We start from the raw sequence: 21,187 nt of genomic DNA, 5'->3' as shown, positions 1-21,187 counted from the left end.
CCCCGAAGAAACGGCAAACGCGCGCTCAGCGCCCGCCCGTCTTCTGCGCATTGTCCGACTGCTTCCCGCGCACCAGCTTCCACACGGCGCCGAGCGCGACCGGCACGATCGCCGCGCCGATCCCGACCAGCACGATCACGTTCAGGTACTGGCGGATAAACGGGATGTTGCCGAAGAAATAACCGAGCAGCACGAGCAGCAGCACCCACACCAGCGCACCGATCACGTTGAAGAGCTGGAAGCGCGCGGCGCTCATCGACGACGCGCCCGCAACGAACGGCGCGAACGTGCGCACGACCGGGATGAAACGCGCGAGCACGATCGTCTTGCCGCCGTGCTTGTCGTAGAACGAGTGGGTCTTCTGCAGCGCGGCGCGGTCGAGGAAGCGTTCGAGCACCGGGATGTGCGTATTGAACACCTTCGGGCCGACCCAGCGGCCGATCAGGTAGTTTACGGTGTTGCCGGAAATCGCCGCGACGAGCAGCAGCACGATCAACAGGCCGACGTTCATTTCGCCCGTCGCCGCGAACGCACCGCCGATGAACAGCAGCGAATCGCCAGGCAGGAACGGGAACACGACGAGCCCCGTCTCGCAGAACACGATCAGGAACAGCACGAGATAGACCCACGCGCCGTACTGCCGGATGAAATCGCCGAGGAAAGCGTCGATATGCAGGACAAGATTGACGAAATGAAGCAGCGTATCCAAATGCGATTCCTCGAAGGCGAGAGGGCCGGAGCGGCCGGAAGAGACCAGACATGGCAGAGGCGCCCGCCAGCCAGGGCGGCGCGCGCAGTGGAGCCATGATACCGAAACTACCTTAAGGCTCCGTGAAAAAACGTAACGGATCGCCGCCCCGGCACGCGGGCGCAGCCTCGCTATAATTCGGCCATGTCCGATATCACCGAAACGGCCGCGGGCGCCGCGCCCGCCCCCGCTCCGCGCCCGCTGCGCGCGATCCAGCCCCTGCCCGACCAGCTGATCAGCCAGATCGCCGCCGGCGAGGTCGTCGAACGCCCGGCGTCGGTCGTCAAGGAGCTGCTCGAGAACGCGATGGACGCCGGCGCGACGTCGCTGCGCATCGTGCTGGAAGAAGGCGGCGTGAAGCGCATCTCGATCACCGACGACGGCTGCGGGATCCCGCCCGACGAGCTGGCGCTCGCGCTGATGCGCCACGCGACCAGCAAGATCCGCTCGCTCGAGGAGCTCGAAGCCGTCGCGACGCTGGGTTTTCGCGGCGAAGCGCTCGCGTCGATCGCATCGGTGGCCGAGATGTCGATCACGAGCCGGACGGCCGATGCCGCGCACGCGATGAAGATCGACGCGCAGACGGGCGTGCTGTCGCCTGCCGCCGGCTCGACCGGCACGACGATCGAGGTGCGCGAGCTGTACTTCAACACGCCGGCGCGGCGCAAGTTCCTTAAGAGCGAGCAGACCGAATTCGGCCACTGCCTGGAAATGATCCGCCGCGCGGCACTCGCGCGGCCGGACGTCGCGATCTCGGTGCTGCACAACGGCAAGGCCGTCGAGCACTGGAATGCGACCGAGCCCGCGCAGCGCGTCGCGAAGATCCTCGGCGACGGTTTCGCGACCGCGCACCTGCCGCTCGACGAGCAGGCCGGCCCGCTCGCCGTCTACGGTTGCGCCGGGCTGCCGACCGCCAGCCGCGGGCGCGCCGACCAGCAGTATTTCTTCGTCAACGGCCGCTTCGTGCGCGACAAGCTGCTGACGCATGCGGTGCGCGCGGCCTACGAGGACGTGCTGCACGGCGACCGCTACCCGTCGTACGTGCTGTTCCTCGACCTGCCGCCCGAAGCCGTCGACGTAAACGTGCATCCGTCGAAGATCGAGGTGCGCTTCCGCGATTCGCGCTCGATCCACCAGTACGTGTTCCATGCGGTCCAGCGGGCGCTCGCGCGCCATGCGGGCGCGTCGCCGGAAACCACGGCGGGCGGCCATGCCGCGCATCTCGAGCCCGCGCCGCGCGGGCCGTCTTCGTTCCTGGACACGCCGCTCGGGCAGAACCAGGGCCACGCGACGGGCGGCGGCGGCGGTGGCTTCTCGTCGCCGTCGTCCTCGTCGTCAGGCAACACCTGGATGCGCCAGGCGCGCATGACGCAGGGCACGCTGCCCGTCGCGCAGCCGCTGGCGCTCTACGACGCGCTGTTCGGCCGCAAGGACACCGGCGCCGGCACGCCGGACGGCACGACGCCCCTCGCACGCGATTCGGCCGGCGCACCCGTCGCGCCCTTGCCCGGCTTCACCGCCTCGCCGATCGCCGCCACCCCGCACGACGAGCAGCCGCTCGGCTTCGCGCTCGGCCAGATCCACGGCATCTACGTGCTCGCGCAGAACGCATACGGCCTCGTGATCGTCGACATGCACGCGGCGCACGAGCGGATCCTGTACGAACAGTTCAAGAACGCGCTCGCCGACCGCACGGTCGCCGTGCAGTCGCTGCTGCTGCCGATCTCGATGACGGCCACGCCGGTCGAGATCGGCACGGTCGAGGAAGAACGCGACACGCTCGAATCGCTCGGCTTCGATCTCGCGGTGCTGTCGCCGACGACGCTCGCGATCCGCGCGGTGCCGGCGCTGCTGAAGGACGCCGACCTGCAGTCGCTCGCCCGCGCGGTGCTCGCCGACCTGCACGCGTTCGGCGGCTCGCGCGTGCTCACCGAGCGGCAGCACGAGCTGCTCGGCACGCTCGCATGCCATCACGCGGTGCGCGCGAACCGGCGGCTGACGCTCGACGAGATGAACGCGCTGCTGCGCCAGATGGAGGCGACCGAGCGCGCGGACCAGTGCAATCACGGCCGGCCGACCTGGTATCAGCTCACGCTGAACGATCTCGACCGTCTCTTCATGCGCGGCCAATGAGCGCTTCGCTGCACCACGCTCCAACGACGATCGCCTGCCTGCTCGGCCCTACCGCCTCGGGCAAGACGGCCGCGGCGCTGGCGCTCGCCGCGCGTCGCCCGATCGAGATCGTCAGCGTCGATTCGGCGCTCGTCTACCGCGACATGGACATCGGCACCGCGAAACCGTCGCGCGAAGAACGCGCGAGCGTGCCGCACCACCTGATCGACATCATCGACCCGGCCGACGCGTATTCGGCCGCGGAATTCCGCGCGGACACGCTGCGCCTGATCGGCGAGATCGTCGCGCGCGGCCGCACGCCGCTGCTCGCGGGCGGCACGATGCTGTACTACAAGGCGCTGACGCAGGGGCTCAACGACCTGCCCGGCGCCGATCCGGACGTGCGCACCCGGCTCGACGCCGACGCCGCACGCGACGGCTGGCCCGCGCTGCATGCGCGGCTTGCGCAGGTCGATCCCGACACGGCCGCGCGGCTCGCGCCGAACGATTCGCAGCGGATCCAGCGTGCGCTCGAAATCTTCATGCTGAGCGGGCAGCCGATGTCGGCGCTGCTCGCCGCGCCGCGCCGCACGGACGATGCGGCGGCCGCGTACCGCTTCGTGCCGGTCGCGCTCGAACCGTCGGATCGCGCGGTGCTGCACGCACGGATCGCGCAGCGCTTCGACGCGATGCTCGAGGCGGGCTTCATCGACGAAGTCGAACGGTTGCGCCGCCGCGACGATCTCCATCCCGACCTGCCGTCGATGCGCTGCGTCGGCTACCGGCAGGCGTGGGAATTCCTCGACGGCGATACCGACTACCGGACGATGCGCGACAAGGGCATTTTCGCGACGCGCCAGCTCTGCAAGCGCCAGATCACGTGGCTGCGCGCGATGCCGGAGCGGATCGTCGTCGACTGCATCGCGCCGGATTCGACGGCCCGCGCGCTCGACGCGCTCGAACGCGTCCTCGACGGCGGCACGCCGGGCAACTGAACGTGTCAGCCGGCCCGGCGCGCCGCGAGCCGCGCACGGGCGCCGTCGACGAGCCACGCGATGCCGCGCTCGAACGCCTCGTCGCCGCTGCGTTGGCGCAGCGCGGCCCATCCCTTCGCGAGCAGCGGATACTCGGCCGCATCCGGCAGCGGCGCCTCGGCGTCGCCGTCCGGTTTCGCCTGCTCCTCCAGCACCCATCCGACCACGAAGCGGCCCAGCGCATACATCACGTCGACCGCCTCCTCTGGCGCGAAACCCGCTTCGCCGAGCAGCGCGACCTTGCGTTCGATCGAGCTGAAATGCAGCGCGCGCGGCCGCGTCCCGGCATGCAGGCGCGCACCGTCGCGGTAAGCCAGCAGCGCGCGGCGGAAACTGCGCGCATTCTCCGCGAGCCACACATCCCACACGACGCCCGGCCGCGGCAGCGACGCGTCGTGGCGCTCGAGCATGATCGCCTCCGCCATCGCGTCGAGCAGTTCGGCCTTGTTCCTGAAATGCCAGTACAGCGTCGGCGACTGCACGCCAAGCCGCTCGGCGAGCCGCCGCGTCGACAGTCCATCGATCCCCACTTCGTCCAGCAAGTCGAGCGCCGCGCGCAATACCGTGTCGCGCGTCAGTCGCGCCCCTGTGTCCTTCATCTCTATCACCGATAGGGAAACCATGGAATAATCACCACTCTATCACCGATAGAGTGACCCTCTTGAATCCATCCCTGATTGCCATCCTGGCCACGGTCCTGCTCGACGCGATCGGCGTCGGAATCGTGATGCCGATCCTGCCCGGGCTGCTGCGCGCGCTCGCCGGCGCGGGCGGCATCGACACCCACTACGGGATCCTGCTCGCGCTGTACGCGTTCGCGCAGTTCCTGTGCGCGCCGCTGCTCGGCGCGCTGAGCGACCGTTTTGGCCGCCGCCCGGTGCTGCTCGCGTCGCTCGCGGGTGCCGCGCTCGACTATCTGCTGATGGCGCTCGCGCCGACGCTCGCCTGGCTTTACGTCGGGCGGCTGATCGCGGGCATCACCGGCGCGAACGTCGCGGTCGCGACCGCCTACGTGACCGACGTGACGGCCGAACCCGACCGCGCCCGGCGCTTCGGCCAGCTCGGCGCGATGATGGGCATCGGCTTCATCGCAGGCCCGTTGATCGGCGGGCTGCTCGGCGCGCTGCATCTGCGCGCGCCGTTCGTCGCGGCCGCGCTACTCAATGCGCTCAACCTCGCGCTGGTCTGGCGCGCGCTGCCGGAATCGCGGCCGCGTTCGGCCCGCGAAGGCCAGGCGGCCGGCGCGCTCAACTCGTTCGCGAGCCTGCGCCGGCTGAGCGGCGCGCCCGCGCTTGCGCCGCTGGTCGGCATCTACGTGATCGTGGCGCTCGTGTCGCAAGCGCCCGCGACGTTGTGGATCCTGTACGGCCAGGAACATTTCGGCTGGTCGACGCCGGTCGCGGGGCTGTCGCTCGCCGGCTACGGCGCGTGCCACGCGCTTGCGCAGGCGTTCGCGATCGGGCCGCTGATCGCGCGGCTCGGCGAGCGCCGCGCGCTCGCACTGGGCCTCGCGGGCGACGCGCTCGGGCTCGTGGCGATTGCGTTCGCGACCGCCGCGTGGGTGCCGTTCGCGCTGCTGCCGCTGTTCGCGGCGGGCGGCATGACGCTGCCGGCGTTGCAGGCGATGCTCGCGCGGCAGGTCGACGATGCACGCCAGGGCGAACTGCAGGGTACGCTCGCGAGCGTGGCGAGCCTGATCGGCGTCGCGGGGCCGCTGGTCGTCACCGCGACCTATGCGGCGACGCGCGCAACGTGGCCGGGGCTGGTGTGGGCCGCCGCCGCGCTGCTCTACCTGCTGGTGCCGCCCTTGCTGGCCGGCGCGCGTCCGGCGAACGCGCCGCGGCCGTCCGCTTGAGCGTCGGCGGCGCCGCCGCGCTCAACGCACGAGCGTCACGAGATTCGCGTCGCGCACGAGCTGCCAGCGGCCGTCGGTCTTGCGGAAGATCGTCAGCGTAGGGCCCGAGCGGCGAATCGTGTCGCCGCCCGGCGGCGTCGCGTCAATCTCGATGAAATTGCGCATGTACGCCCAGTCGCCGATCACGCGCAGTTCGTCGATCCGGTAACGGCCGTCGATCGTCGGCGCGTGCTCGGCGCCCGCGTTCGCGTCGCGCGACGCAGCCGCGAACGCCGCCTTGTCGAACGGCGGCTTGCCGGCCACCATGAAGATCGCGTCGTCGGCGATCAGGTCGAGCACGGTGGCCAGATCGCCGCGCCGGCTCGACACGAACCAGTTTTCCACAAGCGCGCGGATCGCATGTTCGTCTTCGGTCATCGTCGTCCCTCCTTCATCGGCGCGCGTCCGCATGCCGCGCGGCGCCCGAAAAAAAAGCCGCCCGGATCGACTCCGGGCGGCTTTCCTTGCGGCATCTGCTGCTGGCGGCGCGTCAGACCACGACCGTCTGCGCCTCGCCTTCGCGGGTCGCACGCACGGTGCCGATCTTCCACACCTGTTCGCCGGCGGCGGTCAGGTCGGCGATCGCCGCGTCGGCATCGGCCGCCGAGACGATCACGGCCATGCCGATGCCGCAGTTGAACACGCGGTGCATTTCCGCATCGGCGACACCGCCGTGCTCCTGCAGCCACTTGAACAGCGGCGGCAGCGGCCAGGCGTTCTGGTCGAGCTCGGCGGTGAGGCCTTCGCGCAGCACGCGTGGGATGTTCTCGACGAGGCCGCCGCCCGTGATGTGCGCCATGCCCTTCACCGGCAGCTTCTGCATCAGCGCGAGCAGCGGCTTCACGTAGATGCGCGTGGGGGCCATCAGCGCGTCGGCGAGCGAGCGGCCGTGGAAATCGGCCGACAGGTCGGGGTTCGCGCGCTCGATGATCTTGCGCACGAGCGAGAAACCGTTCGAATGGATGCCGCTCGACGCGAGGCCCAGCACCACGTCGCCTTCGGCGATCGTGCTGCCGTCGATGATCTTGCTCTTCTCGACCGCGCCGACCGCGAAGCCGGCCAGGTCGTATTCGCCGTCCGGGTACATGCCCGGCATTTCGGCCGTTTCACCGCCGATCAGCGCGCAGCCCGACAGTTCGCAGCCCTGCGCGATGCCCTTGACGACCGTGGCGGCCGTGTCGACGTCGAGCTTGCCGCACGCGAAGTAGTCGAGGAAGAACAGCGGCTCGGCGCCCTGCACGAGGATGTCGTTCACGCTCATCGCGACCAGATCCTGGCCGACCGTGTCGTGTTTGTTCAGATGAAACGCCAGCTTGAGCTTGGTGCCCACGCCGTCGGTGCCCGACACGAGCACGGGCTCCTGGTACTTCTTCGGCACTTCGAACAGCGCGCCGAACCCGCCGATGCCGCCGAGCACGCCGTCGCGCAGGGTTTTCTTCGCAAAAGGCTTGATCTTGTCGATGAGCGCGTCGCCTGCGTCGATGTCGACACCTGCGTCACGATAGGACAGACCCTGAGCGTCGGGAGCGGATTTCGGAGGATTCATGGGGGAATGCGAGAAGGTCGGTAAAATGCGATTTTACCCGAAGCCGGCCCGTTGGCCGGAATTCCCAGCACCGAATCGTCAGGGATTGCATCTTGGTCAACACGTCCCCGTTTTCATCGCCGAGCCGTCCGCGCCGAAACCCGCGCGGCGCCGTGCGTGCGGCCGCGCGTGAAGCCCACGGATCCGCAAGCCCCCGGGCGCGCCCGGCGTACGGCGCGCGTATTTTCAACCGACCTGCATTGTGACTGTTGTGTCCCGTCAACTGACGCTCGATCTCGGCACGCCGCCGCCCGCCACGTTCGACAACTTCATCATGAACGAGGAGAACGACGAGCTCATCTCGCGCCTGCAGAAGCTCGACCTCGCGCTCGCGGCGGGCCCCGTGCCGGACCGGTCGTTCTATATCTGGGGCGAGCCCGGCAGCGGCCGCACCCACCTGCTGCAGGCGCTCGTGAGCGATGCGTCGTACGGCTATGCGCGCTACCTGACGCCGCAGAGCCCGCTCGGCGCGTTCACGTTCGACCCGCGCATCGGCATCTACGCGATCGACGACTGCGACCGGATGAGCGACGCGCAGCAGGTCGCGCTGTTCAATCTGTTCAACGAAGTGCGCGCGCACCCGTCGAGCGCGTTCGTCGCGGCGGGCCCCGCGGCGCCGCTCGCGCTCGACGTGCGCGAGGATCTCCGCACGCGCCTCGGCTGGGGGCTCGTGTTCCACCTGTCGCCGCCGTCCGACGCCGGCAAGATCGCGGTGCTCAAGCTCGCCGCGAAAGAGCGCGGGATCGCGCTCACCGACGACATCGCCGCCTACCTGCTGACCCATTTCCGCCGCGACATGCCGAGCCTGATGGCGCTGCTCGACGCGCTCGACCGCTTCTCGCTCGAGCAAAAACGCGCGGTCACGCTGCCGCTGCTGCGCCGGATGCTCGCGCGTCCCGGCGACGACATCACACCACCGGGCACGGGCCCGAACCGCTTCGAGTAAAATGCGCTTCCATGACTAATCTGGCACTCTTTGACCTCGATCACACGCTGATCCCCACCGATAGCGACCACGAATGGGGCCGCTTCATGGTGAAGCTCGGCATCGTCGACGCGGAAAGCTTCTCGCGGCAGAACGATCAGTTCTTCGCCGACTACAAGGCCGGCAAGCTCGACATCCACGCGTACCTCACGGCGATGCTCACGCCGCTCGCGAAGTATTCGCGCGCGCAGCTCGCGCAATGGCACGAGCAGTACATGCACGAGGTGATCCGGCCCGCGATGACGCCCGCCGCGCTCGAACTGGTGCGCAAGCACCTCGACGCGGGCGACCTGTGCTGCGTGGTGACCGCGACCAACGAGTTCATCACGCGCCCGATCGCGACCGCGTTCGGCGTCGATACGCTGATCGCGTGCGAGGTCGAGACGACCGACGGGCATCCCGACTCGCCTTACACGGGCCGGCCGACCGGCACGCCGAGCTACCGCGAAGGCAAGATCGTGCGGACCGAAGCATGGCTCGCATCGCTCGGCAAGCACTGGGACGACTTCGCGCACAGCTATTTCTACAGCGACTCGCACAACGACATCCCGCTGCTCGAGAAAGTCACCGACCCGATCGCGACCAACCCTGACGACACGCTGCGTGCGCATGCAAGCACCCGCGGCTGGCGTATCCTCGATCTTTTCTGAACGTCGTGATCAAAAAATTCATCCGCAAGCTGCTCGGTCAGGACGAAACCGGGCAAACGTCTCCCGCAGCGGCCCCGGCCGACGAAGCGGCCCCTGCTGCCCCGCGCGCGCCGAAGGGCGCCCGCGGCGCCGGCACGAAAAAGCCGCGCAGCAACCATGAGCCGACCGTCGTGCCGGCCAGCGTGCACGGCATCAATCCAGCGCTGATCTCGAGGAACGCCGTGCGCGTGACCGACACGCTGCAGCAGGCGGGCTTTCGTGCGTTCATCGTCGGCGGCGCGGTACGCGACCTGCTGCTCGGCATCGCGCCGAAGGACTTCGACGTCGCGACCGACGCGACGCCGACCGAAGTCCAGCGCCTGTTCCGCCGCGCGCGCCTGATCGGCCGCCGCTTCCAGATCGTCCACGTGCAGTTCGGCCAGGAACTGATCGAGGTGTCGACGTTCCGCGCGCTGGTCGACGCGCCGCCCGAGGCCGCCACCGCCGAGCCGCCGAAGCGCCTGAAGCGCGACGAACTCGATCGCCGCACGCATGCGGTCGACGCCAGCGGCCGCGTGCTGCGCGACAACGTGTGGGGCGAGCAGCACGAAGACGCCGCGCGCCGCGACTTCACGATCAACGCGATGTACTACGACCCGTCGACGCAGACGGTGCTCGACTACCACGACGGGATGGCCGACATGCGCGCCCGCCTGTTGCGGATGATCGGCGATCCGGCCACGCGCTTCCGCGAGGATCCGGTGCGGATGCTGCGCGTCGTACGCTTCGCGGCGAAGCTCGGCTTCGAGATCGAGCCGCATACGCGCGAGCCGATCCACGCGCTCGCCGACCTGATCAACAACGTGCCGGCCGCGCGCCTGTTCGACGAGATGCTGAAGCTGCTGCTGTCGGGCCACGCGCTCGCGTGCCTGACGCGGCTGCGCAAGGAAGGCCTGCACCACGGGCTGCTGCCGCTCCTCGACGTCGTGCTCGAACAGCCGCAGGGCGAGAAATTCATCACGCTCGCGCTGAACAACACCGACGCCCGCGTGCGCGCCGGCAAGCCGGTGTCGCCGGGCTTCCTGTTCGCGACGCTGCTGTGGCACGACATGCGCCAGCGCTTCGAGCAATACACGGCCGACGGCGAAATTCCGGTGCCGGCGCTCCATCGCGCGATGGACGACGTGCTCGACATGCAGACCGAGAAACTGGCGATCCACAAGCGCTATTCGGCCGACATGCGCGAAATCTGGGGCCTGCAGCTGCGCCTCGAGAAGCGCTCGGGCCGCAGCGCGATGCGGCTGCTGGAACACCAAAGGTTTAGAGCGGGGTATGATTTCCTCCTGTTACGCTGCGAATCCGGCGAGCTCGATGCGGAAGTCGGACAGTGGTGGACGGATTTCATCGAAGGCGACGCGGCCGCTCGCGAGGCCTTGCTCACGCAGGGCGGCTCGAAGGAAAAATCGCCCCGCAAGCGGCGCCGCCGCGGCGGTGTGCGAAACCGCAAGCCGGATGAAGGTGCGGCCGAGCAGGTGCCGGATACCTCGGGCGGGTCCGACGACTGACGCGCTCGCCGGCGAACGACGTAGGAAGTGATGCCATGACGGTTGCATATATCGGACTGGGGGCGAATCTCGGCGATGCGCGCCAGACCCTGAAGGACGCGGTGGTGTGCCTCGCGCAGCAGCGCACCATCTCGATCCTCGGCAAATCGAGCCTGTATCGCACGGCGCCCTTCGAAGCGGGCGGCGACGACTACTACAACTGCGTCGTCAAGCTCGATACGACGCTGTCGGCGCGCGAACTGCTCGCGCTTTGCCAGAAGATCGAACATCACTTCGGGCGCGAGCGCCCGTATCGCAACGCGCCGCGCACGCTCGACCTCGACATCCTGCTGTTCGGCGCCGATTCGATCGACGAACCCGACCTGATCGTCCCGCACCCGCGCCTCACCGACCGTGCGTTCGCGCTCGTGCCGCTCGTCGAGATCGAACCGGCGCTCGACATTCCCGCGCGCGGCCGTGCCGATGCCTTCCTCGCAGCCGTGGCAGACCAGCGCGTCGAGAAGGTGCAAACCTGCCAGTGCCCGATGCAGAAGGCGCTCGCTGCCGGCGAAGACGCCGACAAGACCCGCTGCCGATGAACTCCACTCCGCTGACCGTCACCGCACCCGACCTGCGCGCCCCGCACCGTTATCTCGTGATCGAAGGCCCGATCGGCGTCGGCAAGACGACGCTCGCGCGCCTGCTCGCCGAGCGCTGGTCGATGCAGACGCTGCTCGAACGCCCGCAGGACAACCCGTTTCTCGAACGTTTTTACCGCGACACCGCGCGCTACGCGCTGCCCGTGCAGCTGTCGTTCGCGCTGCAGCGCGCGCAACAGGCGCGCGAGCTGATCGGCGCGCTCGACACGGGCCGCCCCGTCATCGCCGATTTCATGCCGCAGAAGAACGACATCTTCGCGCGGCTGAACCTGCCGGAAGACGAATGGCAGCTGTATCGTGCGGTCGCGACGCACGTCGACGTGCCGCAGGCGCCGTCGCCCGACCTCGTCGTCTATCTGCAGGCAAGCCCCGAAGTGCTGTTCTCGCGCATCCAGAAGCGCGGGCTGCCGATGGAGCTGCAGATCAGCGATGCGTACCTGCGCTCGCTCGTCGACGCGTACAACGAATTCTTCTACCACTACGACCGCACGCCGGTGCTGACGGTCGCCGCGGAACACCTGAACCCGCTGGATTCCCCCGAAGATCTCGCCCTGCTGATCGAGCGCATCGAGACGATGCGCGGCCGCAAGGAGTTCTTCGTCAAGGGCGAGACGACGCGCTGACGCGTCCCGCCTGTCGTTCCTCACTTATCGACCCGGATTTCCCATGACCTATCTCCAGGAATCGAGCCGGCCTGCCGTGACGGTGCCCAAGCTGCAGGCAATGCGCGACGCCGGCGAGAAGATCGCGATGCTCACCTGCTACGACGCGAGCTTTTCCGCGCTGCTCGATCGCGCCGGCACCGACGTGCTGCTGATCGGCGATTCGCTCGGCAACGTGCTGCAGGGCCATACGACCACGCTGCCCGTGTCGCTCGACGACATCGCGTACCACACGGCCTGCGTTGCTCGCGCGCAACCGCGCGCGCTCGTCGTCGCCGATCTGCCGTTCGGCACGTACGGCACGCCGGCCGAGGCGTTCGCGAACTCGGTCAAGCTGATGCGCGCCGGCGCGCAGATGGTCAAGCTCGAAGGCGGCGAATGGCTCGCCGATACGATCCGCTTCCTCGTCGAGCGCTCGGTGCCGGTGTGCGCGCACGTCGGCCTCACGCCGCAATCGGTGCATGCGTTCGGCGGCTTCAAGGTGCAGGGCAAGACCGAAGCCGGCGCCGCGCAACTGCTGCGCGATGCGCGCGCGGTCGAGGACGCGGGCGCGCAGCTCGTCGTGCTCGAAGCCGTGCCAACGCTCGTCGCGTCCGAAGTCACGCACATGCTGAAGATTCCGACGATCGGCATCGGCGCGGGCGTCGACTGCTCGGGGCAGGTGCTCGTGCTGCACGACATGCTCGGTGTATTCCCCGGCAAGCGGCCGCGTTTCGTGAAGGATTTCATGCAGGGCCAGCCGAGCATTCAGGCGGCTGTCGAAGCCTATGTGAGCGCGGTGAAGGATCGGTCGTTCCCCGGCCCCGAGCACTCGTTCTGACGCGTCATCGGCCGGATGTGAAAAAGCGCGGCGCCCTTTGCGGGGTGCCGCGCTTTTCGTTGGTGCGCTGAAAGTCCGGTGGCCGGCGCGAGCGCGAGGCCCGCTCCGTCACATCGTCACGTCAACACCGCGTCGAGCGCACCGCGCAATGCATTGGTCAGCAGCAACCCTTGCGCACGCGCAAGATCGTCGCGGGTCACGACGCGCTCCACCGCGCCGAACGCCCGGTCGTCGAGCAGCACGCCGCGCATCACGCCCGGCAGCACGCCGCACGCCAGCGGCGGCGTCACCCACTGGCCGTCGAGCTTCACGAACAGGTTCGAGCGGCCGCCCTCCGTCACCTCGCCGCGTTCGTTGACGAACAGCATGTCGAAACCGCCGAGCGACTCGGCCGCCTGCCACGCGCGGTCGTATTCGGCACGGCGCGTGGTCTTGTGCAGCAGCAGCGCGTCGCTCGCGCGGGTCGGCGCGAAACCGTGCGCGGACGCCAGCAGTACGCCGACCGGCCCCGCCGGCAGCGGCTTCAGCGGCGCCGCGACGATCTCGATCATGCCGTCCTTCGCCAGCGCGAGCTTCATCCGGTACGCGCCGTCGCCGTCGAGCGCCGCGCAGCGCGCGTCGATCTCGCGACGCAACGCGTCGGCGTCGAAGCGGAAGCCGAACGCATCCGCGCTGCGCTGCAGCCGCGCGAGGTGTCGATCGAGATGCCGGATGCCGTCCGCACGCGTGGCCGCGGTCGTTTCGAACAACTGGAAACCGGGATCGGCATCCGTCAGGAATCGCGCTTTCAATTCGCACTCCGCATATTCGTCGGCCGCGACGCTGTCGAGCACGATGCCCGCGCCGACCCCCATCGTGCCATGATGCCGCGTTGCCGCACCGGATGGGTCGACACCGGTCTCGGCTCCGTCGAGCGTCAGCGTCCGGATCGCGACCGACAGGCAGAAATCGCCGCAGCCGGCCGCGCGGTCACCCGGTGCGTCGAGCCAACCGATCGCGCCCGTATAAAGCCCGCGCGGCGTCGACTCGATCGCATCGATCAACTGCATCGTCTTGTACTTCGGCGCGCCCGTGATCGACCCGCACGGAAACAGCGCGCGCAGCATCTGCGCGAACGTCGTGCCGTCGCGCCAGCCGGCCTCGACCGTCGACGTCATCTGCCACACCGACGCATACGGTTCGACGGAGAACAGCGCCGGCACCTTGACGGTGCCGGTGCGCGCGATCCGCGACACGTCGTTGCGCAGCAGGTCGACGATCATCACGTTTTCCGCACGGTTCTTCGGATCGCTCGCGAGGAACGCGGCGGCCGCCGCATCGTCGCGCGGATCGGCCGAACGCGGCGCGGTGCCCTTCATCGGCCGCGCGCGCAGCACGTCGCCGTGCTTCTCGACGAACAGCTCGGGCGAGCACGACACGACCCACGCGCCGCCGGGCAGCGCGATCAGCGCGCCGTACCGCACGGGCTGACGCGCGCGCAGCCGCCGGTACAGTGCGAGCGGCGTGCCGAACACGTCGAAATCGAGCCGGTACGTGTAGTTGACCTGGTAGGAGTCGCCCGCGCGCAGCGCGTCGTGCACCGCGGCGATCGCTGCATCGAACGCGTCGCGCGACACGCTCTTCGCGACATGCGCAACGCCCGCGATCGACGGCGCGCCGCCGCCGTCCTGCCGCGCGAGCCATGCGTCGACCTCGTCGCGCGACAGGCGCTCGCAGCGCGCATACAGCAAAAAGCGCAGCGGGGCCTGGCCCGGCTGCGCCCGTTGCAGGTTGCGTCCGAATTCATAATCGCCGACGACGACCGCGTGCAGCCCGTCGCGCAGGTCCTGCGCGACCGCCGCATCGATGTCGTCGAGCCGCGCCGGATCCGTGCACACGCGTTCGCGCACGAATCCCGAATACAAACGACTCGACCGCGCGGACGCGGTCGAGTCGCAATCGTCCAAGAGCGCGAACGACGCGCTCTCGTTGCCTTCAGTCATGCCGTTACTCGAAGAAGCTCTTCACACGGTCGAACCAGCTCTTGCTCTGCGGGCTGTGACGCGCACCGCCCTCGGCCAGCGACTTCTCGAACTGCTTGAGCAGATCGCGCTGGGTGTCGGTCAGCTTCACGGGCGTCTCGACCTGCACGTGCACGTACAAATCGCCCGCGATGCTCGAACGCAGCCCCTTGATGCCCTTGCCGCGCAGGCGGAACGTCTTGCCCGACTGCGTGCCTTCCGGCACCGGGAACGACGCACGGCCGGCCAGCGTCGGCACCTCGATCTCGCCGCCGAGCGCGGCGGTCGTGAACGGGATCGGCATCTGGCAATGGAGATCGTCGCCGTCGCGCTCGAACACCGCATGCGGCTTGATGTGGATCTCGACGTACAGGTCGCCCGGCGGCCCGCCGTTGATGCCCGGCTCGCCGTTGCCGGCCGAGCGGATCCGCATCCCGTCGTCGATCCCGGCCGGGATCTTCACTTCGAGCGTCTTGGTTTCCTTCACCTTGCCCGACCCGTGGCAGTGCACGCACGGCTCGGGGATGTAGGTGCCCGTGCCATGGCACTTCGGGCAGGTCTGCTGGATGCTGAAGAAGCCCTGCGACATGCGCACCGTGCCCTGGCCATGACAGGTCGGGCAGGTTTCCGGCTTCGTGCCGGGCTTCGCGCCCGACCCGTGGCACACCTCGCACGACACCCAGCTCGGCACGCGGATCTGCGTGTCGTAGCCGTGCGCGGCCTGCTCGAGCGTGATTTCCATGCTGTAGCGCAGGTCGGCGCCGCGGTACACCTGCGGGCCGCCGCGGCCGCCGCGTGCGGCGCCGCCCGCGGCCTGGCCGAAGATGTCGCCGAAGATGTCGCCGAATGCATCCGCGAAGCCGCCGAAGCCCTGTGCGCCCGCACCGCCCATGTTCGGATCGACGCCCGCGTGGCCGTACTGGTCGTACGCGGCCCGCTTCTGGCCATCCGACAGCATTTCATAGGCTTCCTTCACCTCCTTGAAATGCTCTTCCGCATCCTTGCTGTCCGGATTGCGGTCAGGGTGATACTTCATCGCAAGCTTGCGATATGCCTTCTTGATTTCGTCGTCGCTCGCATTCTTCGCGACGCCCAGAACCTCGTAGTAATCCCGTTTCGCCATATCGATTCACTGTGCCGCCACGCATCGCGCACACGGCGGCTCCTTTCGCCTGCAGTAAAGTCTCTCGACTCGTCTGGCGCTGCGCCGTCCGCGGACGGCTCGCGCAGCACCCGCCAAAAAACAAATGTGCCCGGAGGGCCGCGAGGCCCGCCAGGCGTGGAGTCGATCCGGCCATCCGGAAGGAAAGACAGACCGCTTTTCAGCCGCTGGTCAGTCGCGCCGCGCGCGGTTTCGCGCGCGGCGTGCGGTGCCATTGCAACCCGGCTTAGTCCTTCTTCACTTCCTTGAACTCGGCGTCGACGACATCGTCGGCGGCCTGCTGGGCGCCGCCCGCGTGGGCCGCGCCTTCCGCCGCACCGGCCGCGCCAGCCGCACCTGCCTGCTGGGCCTGCATGTCGGCGTACATCTTCTCGCCGAGCTTCTGCGACACCTTGCCAAGCTCCTCGACCTTCGCGTCGATCGCCGCCTTGTCGGCCGACGTGTCCTTCAGCACTTCCTCGAGGGACTTCAGCGACGCTTCGATCGCTTCCTTCTCGCCCGCGTCCAGCTTGTCGCCGTACTCGGTCAGCGCCTTCTTGGTGCTGTGGACCAGCGCGTCGCCCTGGTTGCGCGAATCAGCCAGCTCGCGCAGCTTGTGGTCTTCCGCCGCGTTCGCTTCCGCGTCCTTGATCATCTGGTCGATTTCGGCTTCGGACAGGCCCGAGTTCGCCTTGATCGTGATCTTGTTTTCCTTGCCGGTCGCCTTGTCCTTCGCGCCGACGTGCAGGATGCCGTTCGCGTCGATGTCGAAGGTCACTTCGATCTGCGGCACGCCGCGCGGTGCGGGCGGAATGCCTTCAAGGTTGAACTCGCCGAGCAGCTTGTTGCCCGCTGCCATTTCGCGTTCGCCCTGGAACACCTTGATCGTCACGGCGCCCTGGTTGTCGTCGGCCGTCGAGTACACCTGTGCGTGCTTCGTCGGGATCGTCGTGTTCTTGCTGATCATCTTCGTCATCACGCCGCCGAGCGTCTCGATACCGAGCGACAGCGGGGTCACGTCGAGCAGCAGCACGTCCTTGCGGTCGCCCGACAGGACCTGGCCCTGGATCGCCGCGCCGACTGCGACGGCTTCGTCCGGGTTCACGTCACGGCGCGGATCCTTGCCGAAGAACTCCTTCACCTTCTCCATGACCTTCGGCATGCGCGTCTGGCCACCGACCAGGATCACGTCATCGATGTCCGACACCTTGACGCCTGCGTCCTTGATCGCGATGCGGCACGGTTCGATCGTGCGCTCGACGAGGTCTTCCACCAGCGCTTCCAGCTTCGCGCGGGTGATCTTCAGGTTCAAGTGCTTCGGGCCCGACGCGTCCGCCGTGATGTACGGCAGGTTGATTTCGGTCTGCTGGCTCGACGACAGCTCGATCTTCGCCTTTTCGGCGGCTTCCTTCAGGCGCTGCAGCGCGAGCACGTCCTTCGACAGGTCGACGCCCTGCTCCTTCTTGAACTCGCCGATGATGTAATCGATGATGCGCTGGTCGAAGTCTTCGCCGCCGAGGAACGTGTCGCCGTTGGTCGACAGCACTTCGAACTGCATTTCGCCGTCGACGTCCGCGATCTCGATGATCGACACGTCGAACGTGCCGCCGCCGAGGTCATACACGGCGATCTTGCGGTCGCCCTTCTCGGCCTTGTCGAGGCCGAACGCGAGCGCGGCCGCGGTCGGCTCGTTGATGATCCGCTTGACCTCGAGGCCCGCGATGCGGCCAGCGTCCTTGGTCGCCTGGCGCTGGCTGTCGTTGAAGTACGCCGGCACCGTGATCACGGCTTCCGTGACCGGCTCGCCGAGGTAGTCTTCGGCCGTCTTCTTCATCTTGCGCAGCACTTCCGCCGAAACCTGCGGCGGCGCGAGCTTTTCGCCGTGTGCTTCGACCCATGCATCGCCGTTGTCGGCCTTGATGATCGAGTACGGCATCAGGCCGATGTCCTTCTGGACTTCCTTCTCTTCGAAGCGGCGGCCGATCAGGCGCTTCACCGCGAACAGCGTGTTCTTCGGGTTGGTCACCGACTGACGCTTGGCCGGCGCGCCGACGAGGACTTCGTTGTCGTCCATGTACGCGATGATCGACGGCGTGGTGCGCGTGCCTTCCGAGTTCTCGATGACCTTGACCTGGTTGCCTTCCATGATGGCGACGCACGAGTTCGTGGTGCCGAGGTCAATACCGATGATCTTTCCCATTTTTCCTAATCTCCAGAAATGCCTGTTTGCTGCGCGAAAACCCGCGTTTTGGGGCGGTTTCGCGCGCCAGAATTCAACTCTGTTCCCGAAATGCGTCCGTCCGGTTCGTTTTCAAGACCCGACGAGCGATGCGGATATTAAATTTTTTCAATCGCCGCCGGTAGCCGGATCGTGCGGGCCATCGCCCGCCGCCGCGACCTTCGCGCGCGCCGCCGACACGGCCGCCTGGAACTGCGCGAGGCCATGCCAGCCCGTCGCGCGGCCCAGCCGCTTGCCGCGGTGGAAAAAGAACCACGTCGGCACGCCGTGCAGCCCGAAGCGGCGCCCCAGCTGATGGTGTTCGTATACGTTGCAATGGAACCACTTCAGATCCAGCGCGCGGATCGCGTCGGGCTGGGCGAGCATCGCCTTCTTCGCGATCTCGCAGTTGAAGCAGTCGACGCCCCAGAAGAACACCACCGCCAGCGCGTCGCCCGCGCCGTCGAGCGCCGCGTCGAACGAACCGGCGTCGAGCACCTGCATGTCGAACGCGTCGAACGCGGCCGGATCGACGCCGGCGGGCACCATGGCGGCGGCCTTACTTCGGCTGGGCGACGGTGACGAGCGCCGGGCGCAGCACGCGGTCGGCGATCGTATAGCCCTTTTGCAGCACGGTGACGACGGTGTTCGGCTCCTGCTCGGCCGGCACCATCGAAATCGCCTGGTGCTGGTGCGGATCGAACTTCTCGCCGACCGGGTTGATGGCGACGACGCGGCCCTTCTCGAGCGCGCTCGTCAGCTGGCGCAGCGTCAGCTCGACGCCTTCCCGCACCTTCGCGATGTCGCCGGAGGTGTCGCTGACGGCCGCTTCCAGGCTGTCCAGCACGGGCAGCAGGTGTTCCGCGAAGCTCTCGATCGCGAACTTGTGCGCCTTCGACACGTCGTCCTGCGCGCGGCGGCGGACGTTCTCGGTCTCGGCCTTCGCCCGCAGGAAGCTTTCCTGCAACTCGGCGACCTTGGCTTGAGCCTCCGCGAGCGCCGCGTCGGCGGCTTCGGCGGCGGGCGCGGCGCCTTGCGCCGCCTGCTTCTCGCTGCCGTTGTCTTCGGCCGATTGGGGTGCCGGGTTCTCTTGCGTGTTTTCCATGTCGCTGAAAGTCGATTAGAGGTTGAAGCCAAATCGGCAATCGCCGGATCGTATAACCGGCGGTACCGCACATTGCTGGTGCAGATAAGGGCGGAAACTGCGATTTCAAGAGGGTTATTCGCCGGCATTCTCCAATGCCGCGAAACAACCGCGCGTTTCGCCGGTGCATGCGCCGCATAGTCCGCCAGATCGGGCGAAACGGCCTGTAACAACGCTTACCGGGCAAGGACTAGCTCCGCACAGGCCGGCTGCACTACACTCCACTCAAGCGTCGGAAAAGCGTGTTTACCCTAGCTGACCGACGCCTTACACCACCTGGCGCCGTTTTCACCCTTGTGTTCGAGGGGAGTACCGTGAAACTGACCTTTGCGATATCGGTGGTCGCGCTGGTACTCATTGCCGGCACCACCACCATCTGCCTGTCGGGAGCCGTCACCGACCGCACGACCGAATACGGCAGCGCGCGGGCGACCTTCGACCAGATGTTCAGCTCCCACCAGAAAATCTGTCGATGATGCGCCGGTCGCGCTTCGTCGGCCGGCCGTGCAGTTCGGCCGCCGGCTCGCGATACGTGCGGCGCCGCTCCAGTTCGGCGAGCCGCGCGGCCCGCCCCGCTTCCGTTTCCTGGTAAAGCGTCTGCGCGACGCTCGCCGGCCCGCGCACGTCGCACACGCCCAGCACGGCAATGTGCCAGACGATGCCGTCGATCGCAATCTCGACCTCGTCGCCGACCCGCACGTCCTTCGCCGGCTTGACCGCCGCGCCGCCGATCTTCACGTGCCCCTTGTCGACCGCATCGGTCGCAAGCGAGCGCGTCTTGAAGAAGCGGGCCGCCCATAGCCATTTGTCGATGCGCAGCTTCGCGCCCGGATCCGTGGAAATCCTGTAATTCATGTCGGCCTCCGCCGGGCCGCCCCAGGGAGGCTCGCCGCCCCGTCGGGCGGCGGCGAACCAGGCGGGCGTGAGAGTCGTTTCATCTCAGTTCACCGTCTCGGGCTGCGCGGCCTTGACCGGCCAGCCCTGCAGATTCTCGGCGACGATCTCGCCGAGCGCACCGATCCACGCGTGCGCGCCGTTCAGGCACGGAATGCGGTGGAACGTCTTGCCGCCGCCGGCGAGGAACTCGTCGCGCACTTCCATGCCGATCTCCTCGATCGTCTCCAAGCAATCGGCCGTGAAACCGGGACAGAACACGTCGGCCCGCCGCACGCCGGCCTCGCCGAACTCGCGCAGCGTCGGCGCCGTGTACGGCTGCAGCCATTCGGCCTTGCCGAAACGCGACTGGAACGTGACGCGGCACTCGGTCGTCGACAGCCCGAGCGCGGCCATCAGCAACGCGCCCGTCTGCTGGCACTGGTCGTGATACGGGTCGCCGAGGTCGAGCGTGCGCTTCGGCACGCCGTGGAAACTCAGCACGAGCTTGTCGCCGGCCGCGAAGTCGGGCCGGCCGTGCTGTGCCCAGTACTGGCGCACCTGCTCGGCCAGCGCGTGGATATAGGCCGGATGGTCGGCGTAGTGCCGCACCGTGCGGACTTCCGGCTGGTTGCGCATGCGCGCGAGCGCGTCGAAGGCGGCATCGAACGCGGTGGCCGTGGTCGACGCCGAATATTGCGGATACATCGGCATCAGCAGCACGCGCTCGACGCCCGCGCGCTTGAACTGCGCAAGCGCGTGCGAAATGTTCGGGCTGCCGTAGCGCATCGCGTAGTCGACCATCACGTGATAACCGTTCGACGCGAGCAGGTGCCGCACGCTGTCGGTCTGGCGCTCCGTGTACACGCGCAGCGGCGAGCCTTCGGGCATCCAGACGGCCGCGTACTTCTTCGCGGAGGCGCGGCCGCGCAGCGGCAGGATCAGCGTGCGCAGCAGCACCTGCCAGACGGCCTGCGGAATCTCGACGACGCGCGGATCCGACAGGAATTCGGCCAGGTAGCGCCGCACGGCGCGCGGCGTGGGTGCGTCGGGCGTGCCGAGATTGATCAGCAGCACCCCGATGCGATGGGCAGCAGCGATGCTCGAAGGCGGCTCAAGATCGAAACGCATGGGCAAGA

21 protein-coding genes are annotated in these 21,187 nt (G+C 68.0%); 10 read left to right on the top strand and 11 right to left on the bottom strand.

The window, feature by feature from the left end; all coding sequences use genetic code 11:
• Positions 1-25 precede the first annotated feature (25 nt).
• Positions 26-709, bottom strand: a complete 684-nt coding sequence (locus tag WJ12_RS03435; protein WP_034187182.1) for a DedA family protein — start codon at positions 707-709, stop codon at positions 26-28.
• A 183-nt stretch (positions 710-892) separates the two neighbouring features.
• Here WJ12_RS03435 and mutL point away from each other — a divergent pair, with 183 nt between their 5' ends.
• A complete protein-coding gene (gene mutL, locus WJ12_RS03430) occupies positions 893-2,881 on the top strand; it encodes a DNA mismatch repair endonuclease MutL (protein WP_059557312.1) in 1,989 nt (662 codons plus the stop codon).
• Entirely contained in the window at positions 2,878-3,855 is a 978-nt protein-coding gene (gene miaA / locus WJ12_RS03425) for a tRNA (adenosine(37)-N6)-dimethylallyltransferase MiaA (protein ID WP_059557313.1), read from the top strand. The genes mutL and miaA overlap by 4 nt, the downstream gene beginning before the upstream one ends.
• 5 nt (positions 3,856-3,860) lie before the next feature.
• Here miaA and tetR read toward each other — a convergent pair whose 3' ends face one another.
• Positions 3,861-4,493: a tetracycline resistance transcriptional repressor TetR gene (gene tetR, locus WJ12_RS03420; protein ID WP_059557316.1), complete on the bottom strand. Its 633-nt coding sequence runs from the start codon at positions 4,491-4,493 to the stop codon at positions 3,861-3,863.
• A gap of 62 nt (positions 4,494-4,555) precedes the next feature.
• Here tetR and tet(64) point away from each other — a divergent pair, with 62 nt between their 5' ends.
• The gene (gene tet(64) / locus WJ12_RS03415) at positions 4,556-5,749 is read left to right on the top strand and encodes a tetracycline efflux MFS transporter Tet(64) (RefSeq protein WP_063896719.1); all 1,194 of its coding nucleotides are present in this window, start codon (positions 4,556-4,558) and stop codon (positions 5,747-5,749) included.
• A gap of 21 nt (positions 5,750-5,770) precedes the next feature.
• Here the strand turns inward: tet(64) and WJ12_RS03410 are convergent, their stop codons facing one another.
• Positions 5,771-6,166: a YybH family protein gene (locus WJ12_RS03410; RefSeq protein ID WP_049028592.1), complete on the bottom strand. Its 396-nt coding sequence runs from the start codon at positions 6,164-6,166 to the stop codon at positions 5,771-5,773.
• A 112-nt stretch (positions 6,167-6,278) separates the two neighbouring features.
• On the bottom strand, positions 6,279-7,334 hold the full coding sequence (purM, locus tag WJ12_RS03405) for a phosphoribosylformylglycinamidine cyclo-ligase (RefSeq protein ID WP_034187177.1): 1,056 nt from the start codon (positions 7,332-7,334) through the stop codon (positions 6,279-6,281).
• Between the two features lie 250 nt (positions 7,335-7,584).
• Between purM and hda the strand changes: the two genes are divergently transcribed.
• From hda to panB, 6 genes are read left to right on the top strand one after another with little or no spacing between them, the layout of a single operon-like run.
• Positions 7,585-8,319, top strand: a complete 735-nt coding sequence (gene hda, locus WJ12_RS03400; RefSeq protein WP_034187176.1) for a DnaA regulatory inactivator Hda — start codon at positions 7,585-7,587, stop codon at positions 8,317-8,319.
• A gap of 11 nt (positions 8,320-8,330) precedes the next feature.
• On the top strand, positions 8,331-9,008 hold the full coding sequence (locus WJ12_RS03395; RefSeq protein ID WP_049028593.1) for a histidinol-phosphatase: 678 nt from the start codon (positions 8,331-8,333) through the stop codon (positions 9,006-9,008).
• A gap of 5 nt (positions 9,009-9,013) precedes the next feature.
• Entirely contained in the window at positions 9,014-10,552 is a 1,539-nt protein-coding gene (gene pcnB / locus WJ12_RS03390; RefSeq protein WP_034187174.1) for a polynucleotide adenylyltransferase PcnB, read from the top strand.
• A 35-nt stretch (positions 10,553-10,587) separates the two neighbouring features.
• On the top strand, positions 10,588-11,130 hold the full coding sequence (gene folK / locus WJ12_RS03385; protein ID WP_034187173.1) for a 2-amino-4-hydroxy-6-hydroxymethyldihydropteridine diphosphokinase: 543 nt from the start codon (positions 10,588-10,590) through the stop codon (positions 11,128-11,130).
• A complete protein-coding gene (locus WJ12_RS03380) occupies positions 11,127-11,813 on the top strand; it encodes a deoxynucleoside kinase (protein WP_034187172.1) in 687 nt (228 codons plus the stop codon). Before folK ends, WJ12_RS03380 begins: the two co-directional genes overlap by 4 nt.
• 43 nt (positions 11,814-11,856) lie before the next feature.
• Positions 11,857-12,672: a 3-methyl-2-oxobutanoate hydroxymethyltransferase gene (gene panB, locus WJ12_RS03375; protein ID WP_034187171.1), complete on the top strand. Its 816-nt coding sequence runs from the start codon at positions 11,857-11,859 to the stop codon at positions 12,670-12,672.
• Between the two features lie 116 nt (positions 12,673-12,788).
• Here the strand turns inward: panB and pabB are convergent, their stop codons facing one another.
• The 5 genes from pabB to grpE form a co-directional block, all read right to left on the bottom strand.
• On the bottom strand, positions 12,789-14,654 hold the full coding sequence (pabB, locus tag WJ12_RS03370) for an aminodeoxychorismate synthase component I (RefSeq protein ID WP_059557317.1): 1,866 nt from the start codon (positions 14,652-14,654) through the stop codon (positions 12,789-12,791).
• Between the two features lie 4 nt (positions 14,655-14,658).
• Complete coding sequence (gene dnaJ / locus WJ12_RS03365) at positions 14,659-15,795, bottom strand: molecular chaperone DnaJ (protein WP_034187169.1); 1,137 nt, start codon at positions 15,793-15,795, stop codon at positions 14,659-14,661.
• Positions 15,796-16,060: 265 nt separating this feature from the next.
• Positions 16,061-18,013, bottom strand: a complete 1,953-nt coding sequence (gene dnaK, locus WJ12_RS03360) for a molecular chaperone DnaK (RefSeq protein ID WP_021162213.1) — start codon at positions 18,011-18,013, stop codon at positions 16,061-16,063.
• Positions 18,014-18,160: 147 nt separating this feature from the next.
• Positions 18,161-18,580: a thioredoxin family protein gene (locus tag WJ12_RS03355; protein ID WP_059557319.1), complete on the bottom strand. Its 420-nt coding sequence runs from the start codon at positions 18,578-18,580 to the stop codon at positions 18,161-18,163.
• A 10-nt stretch (positions 18,581-18,590) separates the two neighbouring features.
• Positions 18,591-19,136 (bottom strand): nucleotide exchange factor GrpE, encoded by a 546-nt coding sequence (grpE, locus tag WJ12_RS03350; protein WP_034187167.1) that lies wholly within the window; start codon positions 19,134-19,136, stop codon positions 18,591-18,593.
• Positions 19,137-19,489: 353 nt separating this feature from the next.
• Between grpE and WJ12_RS36295 the strand changes: the two genes are divergently transcribed.
• Complete coding sequence (locus tag WJ12_RS36295) at positions 19,490-19,651, top strand: hypothetical protein (RefSeq protein WP_006476841.1); 162 nt, start codon at positions 19,490-19,492, stop codon at positions 19,649-19,651.
• Here WJ12_RS36295 and WJ12_RS03345 read toward each other — a convergent pair.
• On the bottom strand, positions 19,623-20,030 hold the full coding sequence (locus WJ12_RS03345) for an RNA-binding S4 domain-containing protein (protein ID WP_034187166.1): 408 nt from the start codon (positions 20,028-20,030) through the stop codon (positions 19,623-19,625). The two genes, WJ12_RS36295 and WJ12_RS03345, sit on opposite strands and share 29 nt — an antisense overlap.
• 84 nt (positions 20,031-20,114) lie before the next feature.
• Positions 20,115-21,179 carry a ferrochelatase gene (hemH, locus tag WJ12_RS03340; RefSeq protein WP_034187165.1) on the bottom strand — a complete coding sequence of 355 codons (1,065 nt, stop codon included), beginning with the start codon at positions 21,177-21,179 and terminating at the stop codon, positions 20,115-20,117.
• Positions 21,180-21,187: the final 8 nt, after the last annotated feature.

The sequence above is a fragment of the Burkholderia seminalis genome (assembly GCF_001718535.1).
Classification (GTDB): Bacteria; Pseudomonadota; Gammaproteobacteria; order Burkholderiales; family Burkholderiaceae; genus Burkholderia; species Burkholderia seminalis.
This window is presented reverse-complemented; position numbering and strand designations above follow the sequence as displayed.

Excerpts from the sequence above, each read along its gene's own strand:
- mutL (WP_059557312.1), top strand. The coding sequence starts at position 893 with ATGTCCGATATCACCGAAACGGCCGCGGGCGCCGCGCCCGCCCCCGCT.
- miaA (WP_059557313.1), top strand. The coding sequence starts at position 2,878 with ATGAGCGCTTCGCTGCACCACGCTCCAACGACGATCGCCTGCCTGCTC.
- tetR (WP_059557316.1), bottom strand. The coding sequence starts at position 4,493 with ATGAAGGACACAGGGGCGCGACTGACGCGCGACACGGTATTGCGCGCG.
- WJ12_RS03410 (WP_049028592.1), bottom strand. The coding sequence starts at position 6,166 with ATGACCGAAGACGAACATGCGATCCGCGCGCTTGTGGAAAACTGGTTC.
- purM (WP_034187177.1), bottom strand. The coding sequence starts at position 7,334 with ATGAATCCTCCGAAATCCGCTCCCGACGCTCAGGGTCTGTCCTATCGT.
- WJ12_RS03395 (WP_049028593.1), top strand. The coding sequence starts at position 8,331 with ATGACTAATCTGGCACTCTTTGACCTCGATCACACGCTGATCCCCACC.
- folK (WP_034187173.1), top strand. The coding sequence starts at position 10,588 with ATGACGGTTGCATATATCGGACTGGGGGCGAATCTCGGCGATGCGCGC.
- WJ12_RS03380 (WP_034187172.1), top strand. The coding sequence starts at position 11,127 with ATGAACTCCACTCCGCTGACCGTCACCGCACCCGACCTGCGCGCCCCG.
- panB (WP_034187171.1), top strand. The coding sequence starts at position 11,857 with ATGACCTATCTCCAGGAATCGAGCCGGCCTGCCGTGACGGTGCCCAAG.
- pabB (WP_059557317.1), bottom strand. The coding sequence starts at position 14,654 with ATGACTGAAGGCAACGAGAGCGCGTCGTTCGCGCTCTTGGACGATTGC.
- dnaJ (WP_034187169.1), bottom strand. The coding sequence starts at position 15,795 with ATGGCGAAACGGGATTACTACGAGGTTCTGGGCGTCGCGAAGAATGCG.
- dnaK (WP_021162213.1), bottom strand. The coding sequence starts at position 18,013 with ATGGGAAAGATCATCGGTATTGACCTCGGCACCACGAACTCGTGCGTC.
- WJ12_RS03355 (WP_059557319.1), bottom strand. The coding sequence starts at position 18,580 with ATGGTGCCCGCCGGCGTCGATCCGGCCGCGTTCGACGCGTTCGACATG.
- grpE (WP_034187167.1), bottom strand. The coding sequence starts at position 19,136 with ATGGAAAACACGCAAGAGAACCCGGCACCCCAATCGGCCGAAGACAAC.
- WJ12_RS03345 (WP_034187166.1), bottom strand. The coding sequence starts at position 20,030 with ATGAATTACAGGATTTCCACGGATCCGGGCGCGAAGCTGCGCATCGAC.
- hemH (WP_034187165.1), bottom strand. The coding sequence starts at position 21,179 with ATGCGTTTCGATCTTGAGCCGCCTTCGAGCATCGCTGCTGCCCATCGC.